17 protein-coding genes are annotated in these 17,740 nt (G+C 27.1%); all 17 read right to left on the bottom strand.

Annotation, left to right across the window (positions count from 1 at the left end; translation table 11 throughout):
- Positions 1-3: 3 nt before the first annotated feature.
- Complete coding sequence (locus I4V63_RS01110) at positions 4-225, bottom strand: ferrous iron transport protein A (RefSeq protein ID WP_195999460.1); 222 nt, start codon at positions 223-225, stop codon at positions 4-6.
- An 11-nt stretch (positions 226-236) separates the two neighbouring features.
- Positions 237-446 carry a FeoA family protein gene (locus I4V63_RS01115; RefSeq protein WP_042400391.1) on the bottom strand — a complete coding sequence of 70 codons (210 nt, stop codon included), beginning with the start codon at positions 444-446 and terminating at the stop codon, positions 237-239.
- Between the two features lie 269 nt (positions 447-715).
- Complete coding sequence (locus I4V63_RS01120; protein ID WP_195999461.1) at positions 716-1,552, bottom strand: aldo/keto reductase; 837 nt, start codon at positions 1,550-1,552, stop codon at positions 716-718.
- A 65-nt stretch (positions 1,553-1,617) separates the two neighbouring features.
- Positions 1,618-1,827 carry a hypothetical protein gene (locus tag I4V63_RS01125; RefSeq protein WP_195999462.1) on the bottom strand — a complete coding sequence of 70 codons (210 nt, stop codon included), beginning with the start codon at positions 1,825-1,827 and terminating at the stop codon, positions 1,618-1,620.
- A gap of 17 nt (positions 1,828-1,844) precedes the next feature.
- Positions 1,845-2,699: a MurR/RpiR family transcriptional regulator gene (locus I4V63_RS01130; RefSeq protein WP_195999463.1), complete on the bottom strand. Its 855-nt coding sequence runs from the start codon at positions 2,697-2,699 to the stop codon at positions 1,845-1,847.
- A gap of 74 nt (positions 2,700-2,773) precedes the next feature.
- Entirely contained in the window at positions 2,774-3,022 is a 249-nt protein-coding gene (locus I4V63_RS15880; protein ID WP_347707703.1) for a hypothetical protein, read from the bottom strand.
- 201 nt (positions 3,023-3,223) lie between these two features.
- A complete protein-coding gene (locus I4V63_RS01140; RefSeq protein ID WP_195999464.1) occupies positions 3,224-3,478 on the bottom strand; it encodes a hypothetical protein in 255 nt (84 codons plus the stop codon).
- Positions 3,479-3,658: 180 nt separating this feature from the next.
- Positions 3,659-5,044, bottom strand: a complete 1,386-nt coding sequence (locus I4V63_RS01145; RefSeq protein ID WP_195999465.1) for a cellulase family glycosylhydrolase — start codon at positions 5,042-5,044, stop codon at positions 3,659-3,661.
- Between the two features lie 262 nt (positions 5,045-5,306).
- A complete protein-coding gene (locus I4V63_RS01150; RefSeq protein WP_195999466.1) occupies positions 5,307-6,986 on the bottom strand; it encodes a peptide ABC transporter substrate-binding protein in 1,680 nt (559 codons plus the stop codon).
- Positions 6,987-7,678: 692 nt separating this feature from the next.
- Positions 7,679-7,918, bottom strand: coding sequence for a hypothetical protein (locus I4V63_RS01155; protein ID WP_195999467.1), 240 nt, complete (start codon positions 7,916-7,918; stop codon positions 7,679-7,681).
- Positions 7,919-8,036: 118 nt separating this feature from the next.
- Positions 8,037-8,567 carry a 2'-5' RNA ligase family protein gene (locus tag I4V63_RS01160; RefSeq protein ID WP_195999468.1) on the bottom strand — a complete coding sequence of 177 codons (531 nt, stop codon included), beginning with the start codon at positions 8,565-8,567 and terminating at the stop codon, positions 8,037-8,039.
- A 470-nt stretch (positions 8,568-9,037) separates the two neighbouring features.
- Positions 9,038-10,231 carry a [FeFe] hydrogenase H-cluster maturation GTPase HydF gene (gene hydF / locus I4V63_RS01165; protein ID WP_195999469.1) on the bottom strand — a complete coding sequence of 398 codons (1,194 nt, stop codon included), beginning with the start codon at positions 10,229-10,231 and terminating at the stop codon, positions 9,038-9,040.
- A gap of 9 nt (positions 10,232-10,240) precedes the next feature.
- Positions 10,241-11,617 (bottom strand): [FeFe] hydrogenase H-cluster radical SAM maturase HydG, encoded by a 1,377-nt coding sequence (gene hydG, locus I4V63_RS01170; RefSeq protein WP_195999470.1) that lies wholly within the window; start codon positions 11,615-11,617, stop codon positions 10,241-10,243.
- Between the two features lie 11 nt (positions 11,618-11,628).
- The gene (hydE, locus tag I4V63_RS01175; RefSeq protein ID WP_195999471.1) at positions 11,629-12,765 is read right to left on the bottom strand and encodes a [FeFe] hydrogenase H-cluster radical SAM maturase HydE; all 1,137 of its coding nucleotides are present in this window, start codon (positions 12,763-12,765) and stop codon (positions 11,629-11,631) included.
- 8 nt (positions 12,766-12,773) lie between these two features.
- On the bottom strand, positions 12,774-13,022 hold the full coding sequence (locus I4V63_RS01180) for a TM1266 family iron-only hydrogenase system putative regulator (RefSeq protein WP_042402670.1): 249 nt from the start codon (positions 13,020-13,022) through the stop codon (positions 12,774-12,776).
- 507 nt (positions 13,023-13,529) lie between these two features.
- On the bottom strand, positions 13,530-17,189 hold the full coding sequence (metH, locus tag I4V63_RS01185) for a methionine synthase (RefSeq protein ID WP_195999472.1): 3,660 nt from the start codon (positions 17,187-17,189) through the stop codon (positions 13,530-13,532).
- A 248-nt stretch (positions 17,190-17,437) separates the two neighbouring features.
- A complete protein-coding gene (locus I4V63_RS01190) occupies positions 17,438-17,638 on the bottom strand; it encodes a hypothetical protein (RefSeq protein WP_195999473.1) in 201 nt (66 codons plus the stop codon).
- Between the last annotated feature and the right edge of the window lie 102 nt (positions 17,639-17,740).

Below are 17,740 nucleotides of genomic sequence, written 5' to 3' on the forward strand. Positions count from 1 at the left end.
TAATTACTCAATTACAATCATTTCTGCATCAAATTTTCTAATTGATAATTCATATCCTCTTATATTAATTTCAATTGGATCACCTAATGGAGCCACTTTACGAACGTAAATTTCACTTCCTTTAGTTATTCCCATATCCATTATTCTTCTACGAATTGGGCCTATACCTTCTACTTTTTTTACTTTTACTGTTTGTCCACATTTAACATCCTTTAATGTAGTCATATTTAATCCCCCTAAACTAAGATTCTACTAGCCATTCCTTTATCTAGTGCTATTCTAGCTCCTTTGATATTTACAATTAAGTTCCCACCTAAATCAGATACTATTGTTATTCCTTCTCCAATTACAAAACCTAAGCTATTAAGAAATTTTTTTGTTTCAGCATTACCTGTTATTTTTTTTATTGTGACTTCTTGTCCAACTTGAGATAAAATTAAAGACATTTTTACACCTTCTTTTATTGATAATGATTATCATTACTTATAATTATATTATACCCATATTTTAGTATTTGTAAATATATTTATATATTTTTCCAAATATTTTTATAAATAAATCTAAATAGAATAAAAATGTATATCGTTTTAATAGAACTTTTAAAGCAATATATATATTCTCACCAAAGGATTATAGAAATAAAAACGAACCACAAATAAATTTCTTTTATTTGTGGTTCGTTTTTATTATTGAATCTAGTTAATTTTAAATATAATTATTTAAAATCAAGATAAGTAGTATTTTCTGGCACCCCTGTTATTGAAGCATTATAACCTTCATCTAATGAATTAATTGCATCCATATCTTCCATAGAAAGCTCAAAATCAAAAATGTCTAAGTTTTCTTTTATTCTTCTTTCATTTGATGACTTAGGTATTGGAATTACGCCTCTTTGTATATGCCATCTTAAGGTTATTTGTGCTATAGATTTCTTATATTTTTCTGCTAATTTTAACATTAACTCATTAGTAGATAACTTACCTCTCATGATTGGGCTCCAAGCAACAAGTTGAATATTATTTTCTTCACAGTATCTTAGCATATCATTTTTAGAACTTTGAGGGTGTACTTCTACTTGATTTACCATAGGCATTATTTCAGCAGTTTTCTTTAATTCCTCTAAATGGCCTATCTTGAAATTACATACTCCTAGAGCTTTCACTTTACCTATTTTATAAAGATACTCAAAGGCCTTCCATGTTTCAGAATTTAGTTTATTGGGCCAATGAATTAGATATAAATCTAAATAATCAACTTGTAATCTTTCTAAAGATTTGTTAAATGATTCTATTGTTTTATCATATCCATGATCATCATTCCAAAGTTTAGTGACTAAAAATAAGTCTTCCCTTTTAATTCCACTTTCTTTTATACCATTACCAATTCCAACTTCATTTCCATAAAATGAAGCCGTATCTATTTGTTTATATCCAGATTCTAATGCATATTTAACAATTTTAGCTGTTTCTTCATCGCTTCCAGATTTATATGTTCCAAATCCTATAGATGGCATTTTCACATCATTATTTAATACTCTAAATTTTTTAATCATTTTATAATTACCTACCTTTCAACTTCTATTGATCTTACTTCATGTTCACATTTTAGGTATTCATCCTAAGTTTTTATGACCATGTTGGAAGAACTTTTAATCCATTTTTCTATACAAAGACTAGCCGTTTTAAAAGATGGTGTTACTACTTCAATATTTAAACCTGCTTCTTTTATAAAAGATATAAGGTATGAAATAGTACTTCCACCCTCTAATCCTATAATTGTATTGTCCTTAATATATCTCAACGCTTCTCTTGCACATCTTTTCTTCATTAATTTCACTTCTAGAATTAAATTTTGCTATCAGCAATAGACTGTTCATGTTTACTTAAATTTTTATAAACATCAGGTTTTCCTACTGTTAAGAATAAATACAATATTTCTATGACAGTCATAGCAGAAATTCTAGAAAAGTAATATTCATCCAAAAATAATTTCTCACGCGTTGCAGTTTTAATATGATAATCGGAGAGTTTAGCAATTGGAGAATTATTGCTGTTTGTGATAGAGACGATATAAGCCTCTTTAGCTTTTGCAGCTTCAATTACATCAATTAGTCTTTTAGATGATCCTGAATTTGATATTATTATAACAACATCACCTTTTGATAAATTAAATGTATAAGCTATTTGCGTTTCCCATATTGGATTTGTAACAGAAGGTATCCCAATTTGATTGAATTTGTAACAACCATCAAGCGCTACAGGTATTGTATTTCCTACAGCAGCAAACTGTACATTTCCAGCCTTTCTAATTAAATTTAATATTTCACTTAATTCTTTTTCATCTATCATAGAAACTGTTTGTTTTAATTCTTCAACTTTATTAGCTAATATATTACTTAATGATTCTTTTATATTGTTATCACTTACATCGCCTGAAGTTTTTACATCATCTTTTTTAGATTCAACAACTTCTCTTGCTAAAGTTATTTTTAAATGATGAAACCCTTTCATATTACACTTCTTGCAAAATCTAGTAACTGTTGCATCACTTGCTCCAGCAGATTCCGCTAATTCTGAAATTGTCATATCAATTACTTTTTGTGTATTGTTAACAATGTAATCAGCTATTTTCTTTTCAGCTTCATAAAAGTTATTATATTCAGCAAAAATTATGTCAATTACAGATTTATTTTTTTTCATGGTATATCCTCCTTTCTATAGATAAATTCCTTAATTAAAACATACCAATAAAAATTAATTTTGTAAATAAGCAATCACACGAAAATTATTTTTGCGACATAAAATAAAAGACTATCATCAATAACCATTGAATATTGATGTGTATCTAAAACTACATTTTTAAACTCTTCTTCTCTCATAAAGTCTTTCCATGATTTTAAATCAAAGCCATCATGGAATACTACAGCTTTATCTTCTGGCATATGCTTACGCATAACCCTATAAGCATCAATATAAAAAATACGTAAAAACTTTAATGGAATAGGACCATTCCCTTTAGCCATTTCTTCATCAACTGGCTTATACCTATTTTGGATATCAAATAAATCTCACATTTTTTCAGTTATAGGCTCATTTAATATTTGAATTCCGTAAAGGCCTTTTCTTTTACCGTATCTTTCTGCTAATATTTCCAAATTTAATTGTGCTCCTAGAAAAGTACGAAAAAATAAGGGATAATATTAATATTTATCCCTTATTTCAAATTATACGCTATCATACTTATCATTTTTTACAAATATGAATGAAAAAACTAATGATAAAATTAGAAATACAAAAATCCAACTACTTAATTTATTAAAAAATAAAATTTCTACTAATAAATTAAATATCAATGTTATAATAGGACCTATATAAAATTTCTTTTTAATAATTGATACTAAAACTCCGCTACCAATTGATATTATAGGTATTATTACAAGTTGCATGACTAATGGATTCACATTTTCTACTAATGCCAATTTACATCCCCCTCTTATAATGAAATAATAATTTTATAATCATAAACTCTCTTGCTTAATATTAACATGATTCTCTATAGCTTACAGTTAAACTTATGTAAAATGTTTATACTATAATGTTAATAAAAGCGATGAATACAGTATTAAACTAAAAATTCATCGCTTACATAAGTTATATTATTATTTTTTTGTTAGTGTAAATTTATCTATATCATAATATCCCCAACTATTTTGTAATTTAACCTTATTTTCTCCTGAATTTAAGTATACTGTTTCCAAGTATGCATCGGTAAAACTTGATGATTGACTTAATAATTTATCTCCATAATTATTATTATTTATATATAAAGTAGTATACTTATCTCCATATTCTGAAGCATATTGTAAGTTAATATGGTATTCTCCAGGAGTTTCAATATTAAACGTGACTTCTACACTATCATAACTATTATTAAATCCAGTTACATAACCATTTCCAGAATATCCTGAACGACTTGTACTTGTTTCCACGCCATTTAAGTCTCCATTTTCAGCTTCTATTACTAATTTATTTGTAGTAGAACCATTAAATACTGAACAAATTTTTGAAGTATTCTTTAATCCATTTGAATGATTTAATAAAATATTTCCCCATTCTGTTAATGAACTACCAGACCAATCAGTTGAAATATCTAGGTATTTCCATGAGTCTCCATTTCCATACCATGACCATCCAATATATCCCACAGATTTTTCTTGTGAATAATTCATTATAGTATTTTCATCAACATCACCATCTGTATGCTTTAAACCAAATTCTCCAATACATAAAGCTAAACCTTGATTAATTACATTATCTATATTTGATTTTACTGTATTTGAGTCACCACCAGCGTATTCATACATGTGTATAGAAAACATAGTATTTTTCTCTGGATCAGAATTAAATACTTCTTTACCATAATCATGAACAGATTTTGGATATTGCCCCCAACCAGCACAGTCAACCATTAATGTATTTTTTATACCTGCATCTCTTAATTTCTTAATCGCACTTTTATATCCATTGGACCAGCCTTCTCCATCCCAAGTACCATACCATTCATTCGCTATATTAATTATAACTGTATCTTCTTTGCCAATTATTGCATCCTTTATATCAATCCAATAGTTTACTGCATTATCTAATGATGAATAATTATCTAATCCAGTAGTATCATGTACATCTAAAACAGCAATCATTTTATTTTCTTCACATAAAGAAATTATATTTTTTACAGTATTAATATCATCATACCCCCAAGTTTCACCATCCCCAAGTGCAACTCTTACTGTATTTGCTCCTGTATTTGCAATTGCAGGAATTGCTATGTTTTCTTGACCTTTATACCATGCGTGTGCATGATTAATTCCTCTCATTACAAACTCATTCCCATTTGCATCATACAATTTACTTCCCCTAATTTTAAATCCATTTACTGCTGTAGATGCAGATGTTGTAATAGGTGTTATCATTGAAATTATGTGTACTAATACAATCACTCCAGCTATAATAGATTTTTTGAAATTTTTAATAAATTTACTCATTCTATAATCCCCCTTAATTTTAGTACGATTACAAGTAATTAATATAATTTACACCTCCATAATATTATTTGTAATCATTTACTAATTTTAAATTTATCCTAAACAAATTTCACTTTATATTTATAAAATACTAAAAATTGTTTATATATGTTAAAATATGTATATTGTATAATGATTTTTTTCTTTAGTTTTTATAATTAGTTTAATATTTTAAAAGTAAAAAAGATGACTTCTAATAATTAGAAATCATCTTTTCTATTAACTATTCTATATATGCACCTTGTAGGTAAACTGTTCCTAATACAGAAACTTGGATACCCTTAACATTTTCATTCCAACCCATAACAGTTGTATAGTAGTAAATTGGAAGTATAGGCATATCATCCATTAAGATATCTTCTGCTTCTCTTAATTGTTCTTTTCTTTTATCTGGATCTGATTCAACTTTTGCTGCTTCAATTAATGCATCGTATTCTGGATTGCTGTAACCTGAATCATTGTTACCACCACCAGTTACAAATAAATCTAAGAATGTCATTGGATCACTATAATCCCCAATCCAACCTTGTCTTGCTATTTCATATCCACCTTGTTGTCTAGTATTTAAGAATACAGCCCATTCTTGATTGGCTAATTCTATATTAATTCCAATTTTAGCAAGATTCTCTTGAACTATTTGGCAGATATCTTTATGAGCACCTTCTGAGTTATACATTAATTCTATTGTAGGAAGACCTTCACCATTTTCATAACCAGCTTCTTTTAATAATTCTTTAGCTTTTTCTATATTTCCATCCATATCAGAAGGATCATAATATTCTTTATCTGCGAATTCAGTACCATCTGGATTATAGATACCTTCTGGTACAAAGCTATAAGCTGCAACTTGTTCAGCTTTACCAACATTGTCAATAATTTCTTGTCTGTCAATAGCTAAATTAATAGCTTGTCTTACTAATTTATTACTTAATGCTGTTTTTACATCTTCCGCCATATTATCTTGCTTACCAACGTTAATACCAAAATAATATGTTCCCAATTTAGGTGAAACATGAACTAAACCAGCTTCTTTACCAGGTTCAATTTCATTTGTTGGAACAGAGTTAACAACATCAAAATTTCCTGCTTGTAATTCTGAGTATGCTGTAGTGTCATCAGTTACAAGCTTAAAAGTTAATTTATCTAATTTAATACTATCCTTATTCCAATAATTTTCATTTTTTTCAAATACTAATTGATCTTTCATATCCCATTGAACTAATTTAAATGCACCATTAGTTACATAAGTTTCAGGTTTTGTAGCCCATCCTTCTGGATCAGCACTAACAATATCTTCTCTTAATGGAGCATATGTTGGAAATGCTAATAATTGAGGAAAGTATGCTGTTGGAGCTTCTAAAGTTACTTCTAAAGTATAATCATCAATAACATTAATTCCTAATTCATCAGCAGTTACTTCACCATTATAGTATTTTTCAGCATTTTTAATATAATATAATTGATAAGCATATTCTGCAGCATTTTCTTTAGTAAGTGCTCTTACCCAAGAGTACTTAAAGTTATCAGCTACAACTGGTTCCCCATCTGACCACTTACCATCTTTTCTTAACTTAATAGTATATACCAAACCATCATCTGATACTTCAACACTTTCAGCAGCACCTTCTACTGCATTATCATTTTCATCAAGTGTCATAATACATTCAAAAGCATTAAGAATAACTGTTGATGCTTCTGAAGCAGTATTAATTGTAGGATCAATTGTTTCTGGATCAGCTCCTAAATTAAATACTAATTCTTGTTTAACTGTATCACTGGCACTACTATCGCCTTTACTTGAAGCACTACCATTATTTGAGCTTCCACAGCCAATGAATAATGTTGTACTAATTGTTGCTGCCATTATAACAGCGCATAGTTTTTTTAGTTTTGAACTTTTCATCTTATATTTGCCCCCTTTGTAATATATATATAAATTGCTTTAAGCAATTTATCTCATTAAAATTATGAATTATATTAATTAAAAATCAATTTTTAATATTTTTGCATAATTATAAACTATGCTAATTTACTTACCGGTAAATTAAATACTAATTATTTACTGTTTAATTATTTATTGCTAATTTATAATTTAATTATACTTGCTTTTTTTTCTTTGTCAAAACATATAGTTAATATAAGTTATATTTTTTAATATATTCTTAACTATTTTTAAAAATTTCAATCAATTTAACAATAGCTTTCAATTGCTTTAGTTAACGTTTTCGAAAGCTTATTTACAGACTTTCCGTAGTTAATCTGGGCATATCTATGCATTATTTTACAAGTTAAATTATTAAATCAATAATTTTCTAACTACTTACTATTCACAAACAAATCCTTAAATCTATACCATTCTAGAAAAACTTTCTATTTGCAAGATTTCTTATTTTAATATGAAAAGTCTACAATTTATTATAAATACTTAACAAATTGTAAACTTTAAGTTACTATAATATTTTATCAATATTATCTTTTAAGCTTACTATTATTTAATAAGCAAGCTTTACTGATGCTTCTATATTAGTCTTTGCACAAAAATTATATTATTCATTTTTTAATATTTTTCATTAAAATTAAAATAAATAAATATATTTAACTTTTTTTATTTACTTTACTCATTTTATTTAAAGCAGTAATAACTAATGCTGATATAATTACAATCCAAATAAAAAAATTACTAGCACCTAAGAAATTATTTCTTTCTTTCATATAAGTAAGAAAAGCTGAAATCTCAGCTTCTGAAAATATCAAATTTGTTTTAAAAATAATAGTATAAATAAGCATTATTATAATACCAGCTATTAAAGTTTTTATAATTAATAATCTTTTCATCATTTCCCCCAAACAGAATTTTTTCTTATAATAATGTATGTATACAAAAGTATTTATATGTTTAGGATATTAAAAACACATATAACACTATTCTGATTATATGTGTTTTATAAATTATTCAATTTTCTAATTTGTATTCTCTGTGTAAAACCCAAGTATTATTTTGCCATTTATAGATACAAATATTATCAAACATACAATCAAAACAACAGGGAATCGTATTTACATAATCCCATAATTGCTTATATATTTTTTGTATTTTTTTTGAGCTTAAAGTAACATGAAAAATTTTATCTTTACCTTCATTATTTTTAAAATCTATATATGAAATAGTGCTAAGTTTATCTATAAGTTCATCATGTACTTTTTTTGCTTCTTTGGACATATTTACATCCATATATATTACTCTATTATCAAAATGATTATATCCATCTATTTTATAAGGTGTAGCTTTTTCTTTTTTACTTATTTCTTCTATACAATTTTCTAAATCAGTTATATTTTCGTTATATTCAAATGGTGCTTTTATTGTAAAATGTGCAGGTAATTTAGAAGATTTAGCTTTATATTTACTAAAGATATCTTTTCTTAAATTATTATTAAAATCTCCTGCAGTACCTTTTACAATGCTTACAATTACATATCTCATCACTTTATTTCCTTTCTAATTTATTTTTAATATTTATTTTATGTTTTCATTTGCATTTTGTTTTTTATTTTATTCTCATTTACGAGTATATTATATAAGAGTGTTATGTTTATAAGAGAAATAATTTTTAATATATTTTCATATAAATCAATAAAAGAGTATAATATGAAGGAGCTATTATGCCGAATTTAACAACTCATATTAAGTGAACTTATTAATTCTATAGAAATATCTCCTAACAATTATGATTTTAATGATATATTAGCTATTAGCTTAAATAAATCACTTCATCTTTTAAATGATATTAGGTTTAAAAGTTTAATTAGTCCACTTGAATTATCATGCCCAACTGTTATTGAAAATAGTAGTTATAATAAATTTTTATTAGAAGCCGCTAATAGATTTTATCTTCCTTAAAAAGAATACCAAAAATAAATAAGGCTGCCTTAAAAAGACAACCTTATTTTATACTAATTGTTTTCAAATATTTCTAAGCTTCTATCTAAAATTCCATTTAAGTAAGCTAATACAACTCCATAATTTGTAATGGCTACTTTTTCTTTATTACAAATCTCAATTCTATTAACTATAGTTTTTCTATTAATCATACATCCACCACAGTGAATTATTAAATCATATTTATTAATATCTTCTGGAAAATCATGACCAACTTTAAATTCATAATTAAGTTTAGTACCAACATATTTATTAAGAAGTTTTGGAATTTTAATTCTACCTATATCTTCATGAGATACATTGTGGGTACAACTTTCACAAATTAGAATTTTAGAATCTTTATTTAAATCATTTATTTTTCTAGCTCCAGTAACAAATGATTTTAAATCTCCCTTATGATTAGCAAAAAGTATTGAAAAACCTGTTAATTTTATATTTTTAGGAACTATTTCACTTACTTTTTTAAATGCCTGAGAATCAGTTACTACCAAATCAACATCCTGTATATCTTCTAAAGCTGAAGCTAATTCTGTATCTCTAACTACATATGTTTTAATTCCATTATCTAAACAATCTCTAATACATTGAACCTGTGGAAGAATAATTCTCCCCTTTGGTGCTTCTGAATCTATTGGAACTACTAATATGACCTTTCCTCCATAAGGAACTAAATTGCCTATTATAGGCATTTCATTTTCACTATCTTGTAGCTTTGCTACTAATTCATTTTTAAGTTCATCAATACCTTCTTTACTATAAGTAGATACAAACTTTGCTTCTTTATATTTACTTTTTAATTCATCAAGCTTTGATTTTTCGGTATCTTCTATTTTGTTAATAATCAACATATAAGGCATGTTATATTTTTTAAATTCTAACTTTATTTCTTTATAATCATTATCATCTATATTGTTTATATCCATCACATATAAAGCAAAATCAGTTCTTTTCATCATTTCCTTAGTTCTTTTTATTCTAAGTTTACCAACTTCACTTTTATCATCAAGACCGGCTGTATCTATAAATAAAACAGGTCCTAGAGGAATTAATTCCATTGCTTTAAATACTGGATCTGTTGTTGTTCCTGCTGTTTCTGATACAATTGCAATCTCTTGCCCACAAATACTATTTATTAAAGATGACTTGCCTGCATTTGTCTTCCCAAATATAGCTATGTGTTTTCTATTAGCATTTGGTGTACTATTCATACTTTCCTCCTAGATATAAATATCTCTTTTACCTTCCTTTAATTTTACTATTCCTTCAATGACAAAATTTCTTATTGCTTCATTATTAATTTTAATTATTTCCTCATTAACTAATCTTTCAGCTTTTTCACAGGTTTCTTTATCACCATAATCTAATGCATATTCCATTAAAGTCATTAACGCATTTGGTTCACACATATTTTGAATTTCTCCACTTTTAGCTAACCCCATAAAAGTTTCACCAGTTCTACCCTTTCTATAACATGCTGTACAATAACTTGGAATGTATCCCTCATCTAATAACCAATTTAATACTTCTAATGGTGTTCTTTCATCTGAAGTCTTAAATTGTTCAATACTTTTTCCTTCTTCTCTTTGCTTATATCCACCTACTCCTGTTGAAGAACCAGAACTTACTTGGGTTACACCAAATTTAAGAGCATCTCTTCTCATTTCTTCATCTTCTCTAGTAGACATGATTATTCCTGTAAATGGTACTGCAATTCTTATAATTGCTACTACCTTTTTAAACATTTCATCACTTAAAAGATGTGGAAAATTCTCTAAAGTAACACCTTCAGCTTGCCTTATTCTTGGAACTGAAATTGTATGGAATCCAACTCCGAATTTTTTTTCAAGATGTTCATTGTGCATCATTAATGATAAAACTTCAAATTTAGGATCAGCTAGTCCAAATAAAACTCCCCCACCAACATCTTCAATTCCACCTTCCATTGCTCTATCAAAAGCATTTAAATGATATTCGTAACTTGATTTTAATGAATGTGGATGCATAATTTCGTATGTTGCTTTATGATATGTTTCTTGAAATAATATATAAGTTCCTATATTAGCTTCTTTAAGTTTTTTATAATTTTCAACTGTTGTTGCTGCAATATTTACATTAACTCTTCTAATATTTCCATTTTCATTTTGTGTTTTATAAATAGTATCAAGACTTTCTAAAACATAATCAATTGGTGCATTTATAGGATCTTCTCCAAGCTCTAAAGCTAATCTTTTATGTCCCATCTTTTCTAATATTTTAACTTCTTCCCTTATTTCATCTTGTGTGAGCTTTCTTCTATTAAAACTATTACATTTTTTATAACCACAATAAACACAATTATTAACACAATAATCGCTTATATAAAGTGGCGCAAACAAAACTACTCTATTTCCATAAATTGATTTTTTTATTTCACCAGCTACATTAAACATTTCATTTAATAATTCTTTATCTTCTAATTGCAATAAAGCTGCAATATCCTTATGAGAAATACCCTTTTTTCCCCTTGCTTTATCTAAAATTTTTAAAACATCGTCCCTAGTAGCATTTTTACCATCTTCTAATAATTTACAGACTTCTTCATGATTAATATACATAATCTATTCTCCTACCCTTTTTTTACTAAACTTATATTATCTAAATTTTCTTTAATAATTTTTTCTATTTTAATATTTTGATTTATATTATTAATTTCCTCTTCTGATAATACTAAGCTGTCACCTCTACTAATATTTAATTTGAAACCTGCTTTATTAATTCTTTTTTCTATACAAGCTCTACATTCTGCTGCTTCATCACCAGTACATATTTTTCCATCATACAATGAATACTTTTCCCTAACATTTGTAGGTGAAAGATTTGGCATTACAACATTTCCACCTGCTTTTAATCCTTTTTCTCTACCAAGAGGATCTATACTACCAAGTGCTGTTGTTGCCGGTAATAAAACTTTAGGTAACATTAATCTAACTAATGCTAGCATTGTAGTAGTTTTTTCTAATGTTCCACATTTTTCATTATAAAGAGGTGTATCTTGATGAGGAATAAATGGACCTATTCCGCACATATGTGGATTTAATTCTTTTAAATATAACAAATCATTAACTAAATCATTATTTGTCTGGTTTGGAAGACCTACCATAAATCCAGCCCCTATTTGATAACCAATCTTCTTTAAATTTTCAAGGCACATTCTTCTATTTTCAAAGCTAGAATTTGGATGTAAAGATTCATATAATTCTTTACTTGCTGTCTCATGTCTTAATAAATATCTATCTGCACCAGCTTTAAACATCCTTTCATATGATTCATATGAACGTTCACCTAAAGATAAAGTAATTGCATTATATGGATATTTTTCTTTTATCTTTTTAATTATCTCAACCATTATTTCATCAGTAAAATATGGATCCTCACCACCTTGAAGTACAAATGTCTTATATCCTAATTTCTCTCCAAGCTCTGCACATTCTAATATTTGTTCAATACTAAGCCTATATCTATCTGCTTTATTATTTGATTTCCTAATACCACAGTATTTACAATCTCTACTACAGTAATTTGTAAATTCTATAAGCCCTCTAATATAGACATTATTACCATAATTATTTAAAGCTATTTCATGAGACTTTTCTATTAAATACTCTTTATCTCTTATTGTTAAATTATCTAATAAATAATTAAGTTCTTCTCTAGTTGCAGTATTTGTATTATATAGCTTGTCTATAATTTCTATAACACCCATACCTTTTATTAAATCTCCCTTTTAGCAATTGCTGTTTTCACTACAACGCCTTGTATATTTCCTAGCTTTCCAGTTAAACTATTTATTTCTTCTAATGTTCCTGTTACAGTAATACTTATTACTGATATTCCTTCTTCAAAAGGAATACCCATTCTTCCCTTTATACTTCCTCTAAAGCTTGAAACTACATTATTGAATCTTTCTTGACATTCTTTCGGCTCTTCTAATATTGCACTTATTACAGCTATTTTTTTCAAAATTCTCATCCCCTTATTAATACGATAAAAAAGCTAGCTTCTAATAAAAGAAAGCTAGCTTAATAAAATATATAAACTTATAGGGGCGCTTATATATCTTTAGCAAAACCATTAATTACTCTCTTTTAGATTAGATTTAACTTTTCTATTAGATTGAATTATATTCCATAATTGTAAATAGATTTATGATTAAATGATATTCCTCTTTATATTTGATGTCAATAAAAATAATATTTTTACTTAATACAAAAAAATCCAGCATATTAATTGTATACTGGATTTTTTATTAAAATATTTATCTTATTCTTTTTGCTATTTCCTTTAAATATATATTATCTGTACCACAACACCCACCAAAAATATTAAAGTTAAACTCTTATGCTAATCTCATAATACTATTAGCAAGATAAATTGGATCTGAAGAAGTAATATCAGAATAACTAGTTTAATCAAAACAAAATAAATAAACTGAAGGTTATTATCTACCCTCAGTTTATTAAATATACTTTACTTATAGCTTAATATATTAGGTAATGATTTTTCTAACTCTTCTAGTGTCACTCCACATCTTTTTGCATAGTCTGATGCTTGATCTTTATCTATATAGTTAGAGTTAAAATATCTAGAATCTTCTGAAGCAAAATATAATCCACAAACAGATGATACTGGATCCATCATATAACTTTCAGTAAGCTTAACACCAGTTACTTTTTCTCCATCCAAAATATTAAATAATTTTTTCATTTGACTTTGATCGATAAGTGATGGGTAACCAAATGCAGGTCTTATTCCTCTATAGCTTGCTTTAAATATTTCTTTCATAGATAAGTTTTCGTCTGGATCATATCCCCAATGTTTTTTTCTAATGTCTTCATGAAGCTTTTCAGCAAATGCTTCTGCCAATCTATCACAAACAAGCTTTAATATAATTGCATTATAAGAATCACCTTCTGATTCAAGTTTTTTAGCATACTCATGTGCACCTAATCCTGCAGTTACAATGAATCCACCTAAATAATCATCCTTACCACTTTCTTTGGGTGCAATGAAATCTGAAAGGCATAAATATTCACCCTTACTTTTTTCTCTTTGTTCTCTAAATAAATTAAATATAGTTGTTTCTGATTTATCTTTATTATAAACCTCTATATTATCTCCATTAGAATTAGCTTCAAAAATTCCAAAAACACCTTTAATATCAATAATATTATTTTCTTCTATGAAATCTAACATTTTATTAGCATCATTAAAAATCTTTTTAGCCTCTTTTCCATAAACCGAATCTTCTAATATATCTGGATATAACTTTTTCATTTCCCATGCTATAAAGAAAAATGTCCAATCAATATATGGTCTTAAATCTGATACAGTATAATCCATAACTTCTTTTATTCCTATAAAGTTTGGCTTAGAAATTTCTCTAGTAGTCCAGTCAATCTTGAAACTATTTTCTTTTGCCTTTTCTAAAGAAATCATCTTGCTTTCATATTTATTATAATTATTCCTAACTTCTTCATACTCTTCTTTAATAGCTTTAATATATTCATTTTTATTACTACTTAATAAATTCTTTGATATTTCAACTGTTTTAGATGCATCATATCCATAAATAACTGAACCACTATAATTAGGATCAATTTTAAGCGCTGTATGTGCTTTTGAAGTAGTAGCTCCACCAATAATCAAAGGAATATTCATTTTTCTCTTTTCCATTTCAGTAGCAATATGACACATTTCATCTAAAGATGGAGTTATAAGTCCACTTAATCCAATTATATCAACATTTTCTTTAATAGCTTTATCTAGTATTTCTTCACATGGAACCATTACTCCTAAATCTATTATTTCAAAGTTATTGCAAGCAAGAACAACCCCTACAATATTTTTACCTATATCATGAACATCACCTTTTACAGTTGCTAAAAGAATTTTTCCAGCACTTGAAGTTTCTCCTTGTTTTTTATCCTTTTCAATATATGGAAGTAAATATGATACCGCTTTTTTCATAACACGTGCTGACTTTACAACTTGTGGTAAGAACATTTTTCCTTCACCAAATAACGTTCCTACTCTAGTCATTCCATTCATTAGTGGACCTTCAATTATACTTAAAGGCTTAGGATATTCTTTTATTGCTTCTTTTAAATCTTCTTCTAAATACTCTGTTATACCTTTAACCAAAGCATAACTTAATCTATCATTTAAAGTATTTTCTCTCCATATATTTTTATTTTTATTATTAACAACATTACCAGCTTTATAATCTTCAGCTTTATCTAATAATCTTTCAGCTGCATCTTTATGTTTATTTAATACAACATCTTCAACTAATCTTAATAACTCCTTAGGTATATCATCATAAATTTGAATCATTCCTGGATTTACAATTCCCATATCCATTCCTGCCTCAATTGCATGATATAAAAATACAGAGTGCATAGCTTCTCTTATTGTATTATTTCCCCTAAATGAGAAGGATAAATTTGATACTCCACCTGAAACTTTAGCATATGGTAAGTTTTCTTTAATCCATTTGGTTGCATTAATATAATCAACTGCATAATTATCATGCTCTTCAATACCAGTTGCTATAGCTAAAATATTAGGATCAAAAATTATATCTTCTGGTGGGAAATTTAATTTATTTACTAATAAATCATAAGCTCTTTTACAAATAGATATTTTTCTTTCATAAGTATCAGCTTGGCCATTTTCATCAAAAGCCATTACTACAACTGCAGCACCAAAGTCCCTAACAACCTTAGCATGCTTTAAAAACTCTTCTTCACCATTTTTTAATGAAATTGAATTTACTATTGGTTTACCTTGAATACTTCTAAGACCTGCTTCAACTACTTCCCATCTTGATGAATCAATCATTATAGGTCTTGAAGCTATATCTGGTTCTGAAGCTATAAGTCTTAAGAAATATTCCATTTCTTTATCACTCTCTAATAAACCATCATCAAAATTAACATCTATAATTTGAGCTCCATTTTCTACTTGGTCCTTTGCAATAGATAAGGCTTCTTCATATTTCTTTTCTCTTATTAGTCTTGCAAATTTTGCAGAACCTGCAACATTAGTTCTTTCACCTATATTTATAAAATTATTTTCTTTATTGCTTCTTACAATTTCAAGTCCACAATAAATACTTTCTTTTTTAATATTAGGAATAGCTCTTGGCTCTACACCTTCAACTACTTCTGCAATTGCTTTGATATGTTCTGCTGTAGTTCCACAACATCCACCTACTATATTAACCTTTTTTTCACTTGCTAATTCTTTAATATATTTTGCTGTTATGCTTGGAATTTCATCATACTCACCTAAAACATTAGGTAATCCAGCATTAGGATAACATGATATATATAAATCCTGTGTATCAGCTAATTCTTTAATAAAAGGTATTAAATCTGCACCGCCAAAGGAACAGTTTAACCCTATAGAAATTACATTTTCATTTCTAACTGATTGAGCAAAAGCTTCTAATTTTTGCCCTGCTAATGTTCTTCCTGATTTGTCTGTTAATGTACCTGAAATCATTATTGGTAAAGTAAATCCTTTTAACTTATATACATTGTTTGCCGCAACTATTGCTGCTCTACAGTTTAATGTATCAAAAACAGTTTCTATTAATAAACAATCTACTCCACCATCTACTAATGCCCCAATTTGTTCACTATAAGAATTAACTAAATCATCAAATGTAATATTTCTATAACCAGGATTTTCAACATCTGGTGATAATGAAGCAGTTTTATTAGTTGGTCCAACAGATCCTGCAACAAACCTTGGTCTATTAGGATTCATTGCTGTGAATTCATCTGCAACTTCTCTTGCTATTTTAGCTGAATGATAATTTAAATCATAAACTAAGTGTGCTAAATCGTAATCCTCTTGAGAAATACTTGTTGAGTTAAATGAGTTAGTTTCAATCATATCTGAACCTGCCTCTAAGAAGCTTCTGTGTATTTCCTTTATGATTTCTGGCTTTGTTATAGATAATATATCATTATTACCTTTTTGATCTTTATGAAAATCCTTTAGTAAATCCCCTCTAAAGTCTTTTTCATTTAAATTATAATTTTGTATACTTGTTCCCATAGCTCCATCAAGAACTACTATTTTCTTTTTTAAAATTTCAATTAAATTGCCCCTATTCATTTGCTTTCCTGCCTTTACTTCTAAATGTTTTAGAATAATTATACAATTTATTAGCATTATTTACAATATAATATAAATGCTCTATATGGAAATAGAAAAATTAATTAAATTGAATTTGTATATAATATCATTATAAAATTATTATAATTAAAACAAAAAAAAGGAATCGGCACTGCCCACTCCTCTTGTAATTAATTAAATCTAACGTATAACTATATATATTTTTATAATAATAATACTAATAGTCTCTAAGATTTATGCTTAAGCTTAAACTTTTTTATAGTTGAAAAAATAGTTGCACCTATAATTCCTAAAACTCCTCCAAGTGCAAAGAATAATATTATATTTTCTGCTATTGAGCCTATAATAATTCCAAGCCCAACACCAGCAGTTAGTCCTTTAGTTAAATATTCATAATCCTTTTCTGATAAAATTAACTTCTTCCACAATTCCTTTACACCTCATAATATATTGCCAAATTATTTCTTATATTAATTAGACTTATACATTATACAAAAAGTTCTCTATTATTTTTTAATTTTTACATATTT

This window comes from Clostridium sp. 1001271B_151109_B4 (assembly GCF_015670405.1).
GTDB lineage: Bacteria > Bacillota > Clostridia > Clostridiales > Clostridiaceae > Clostridium.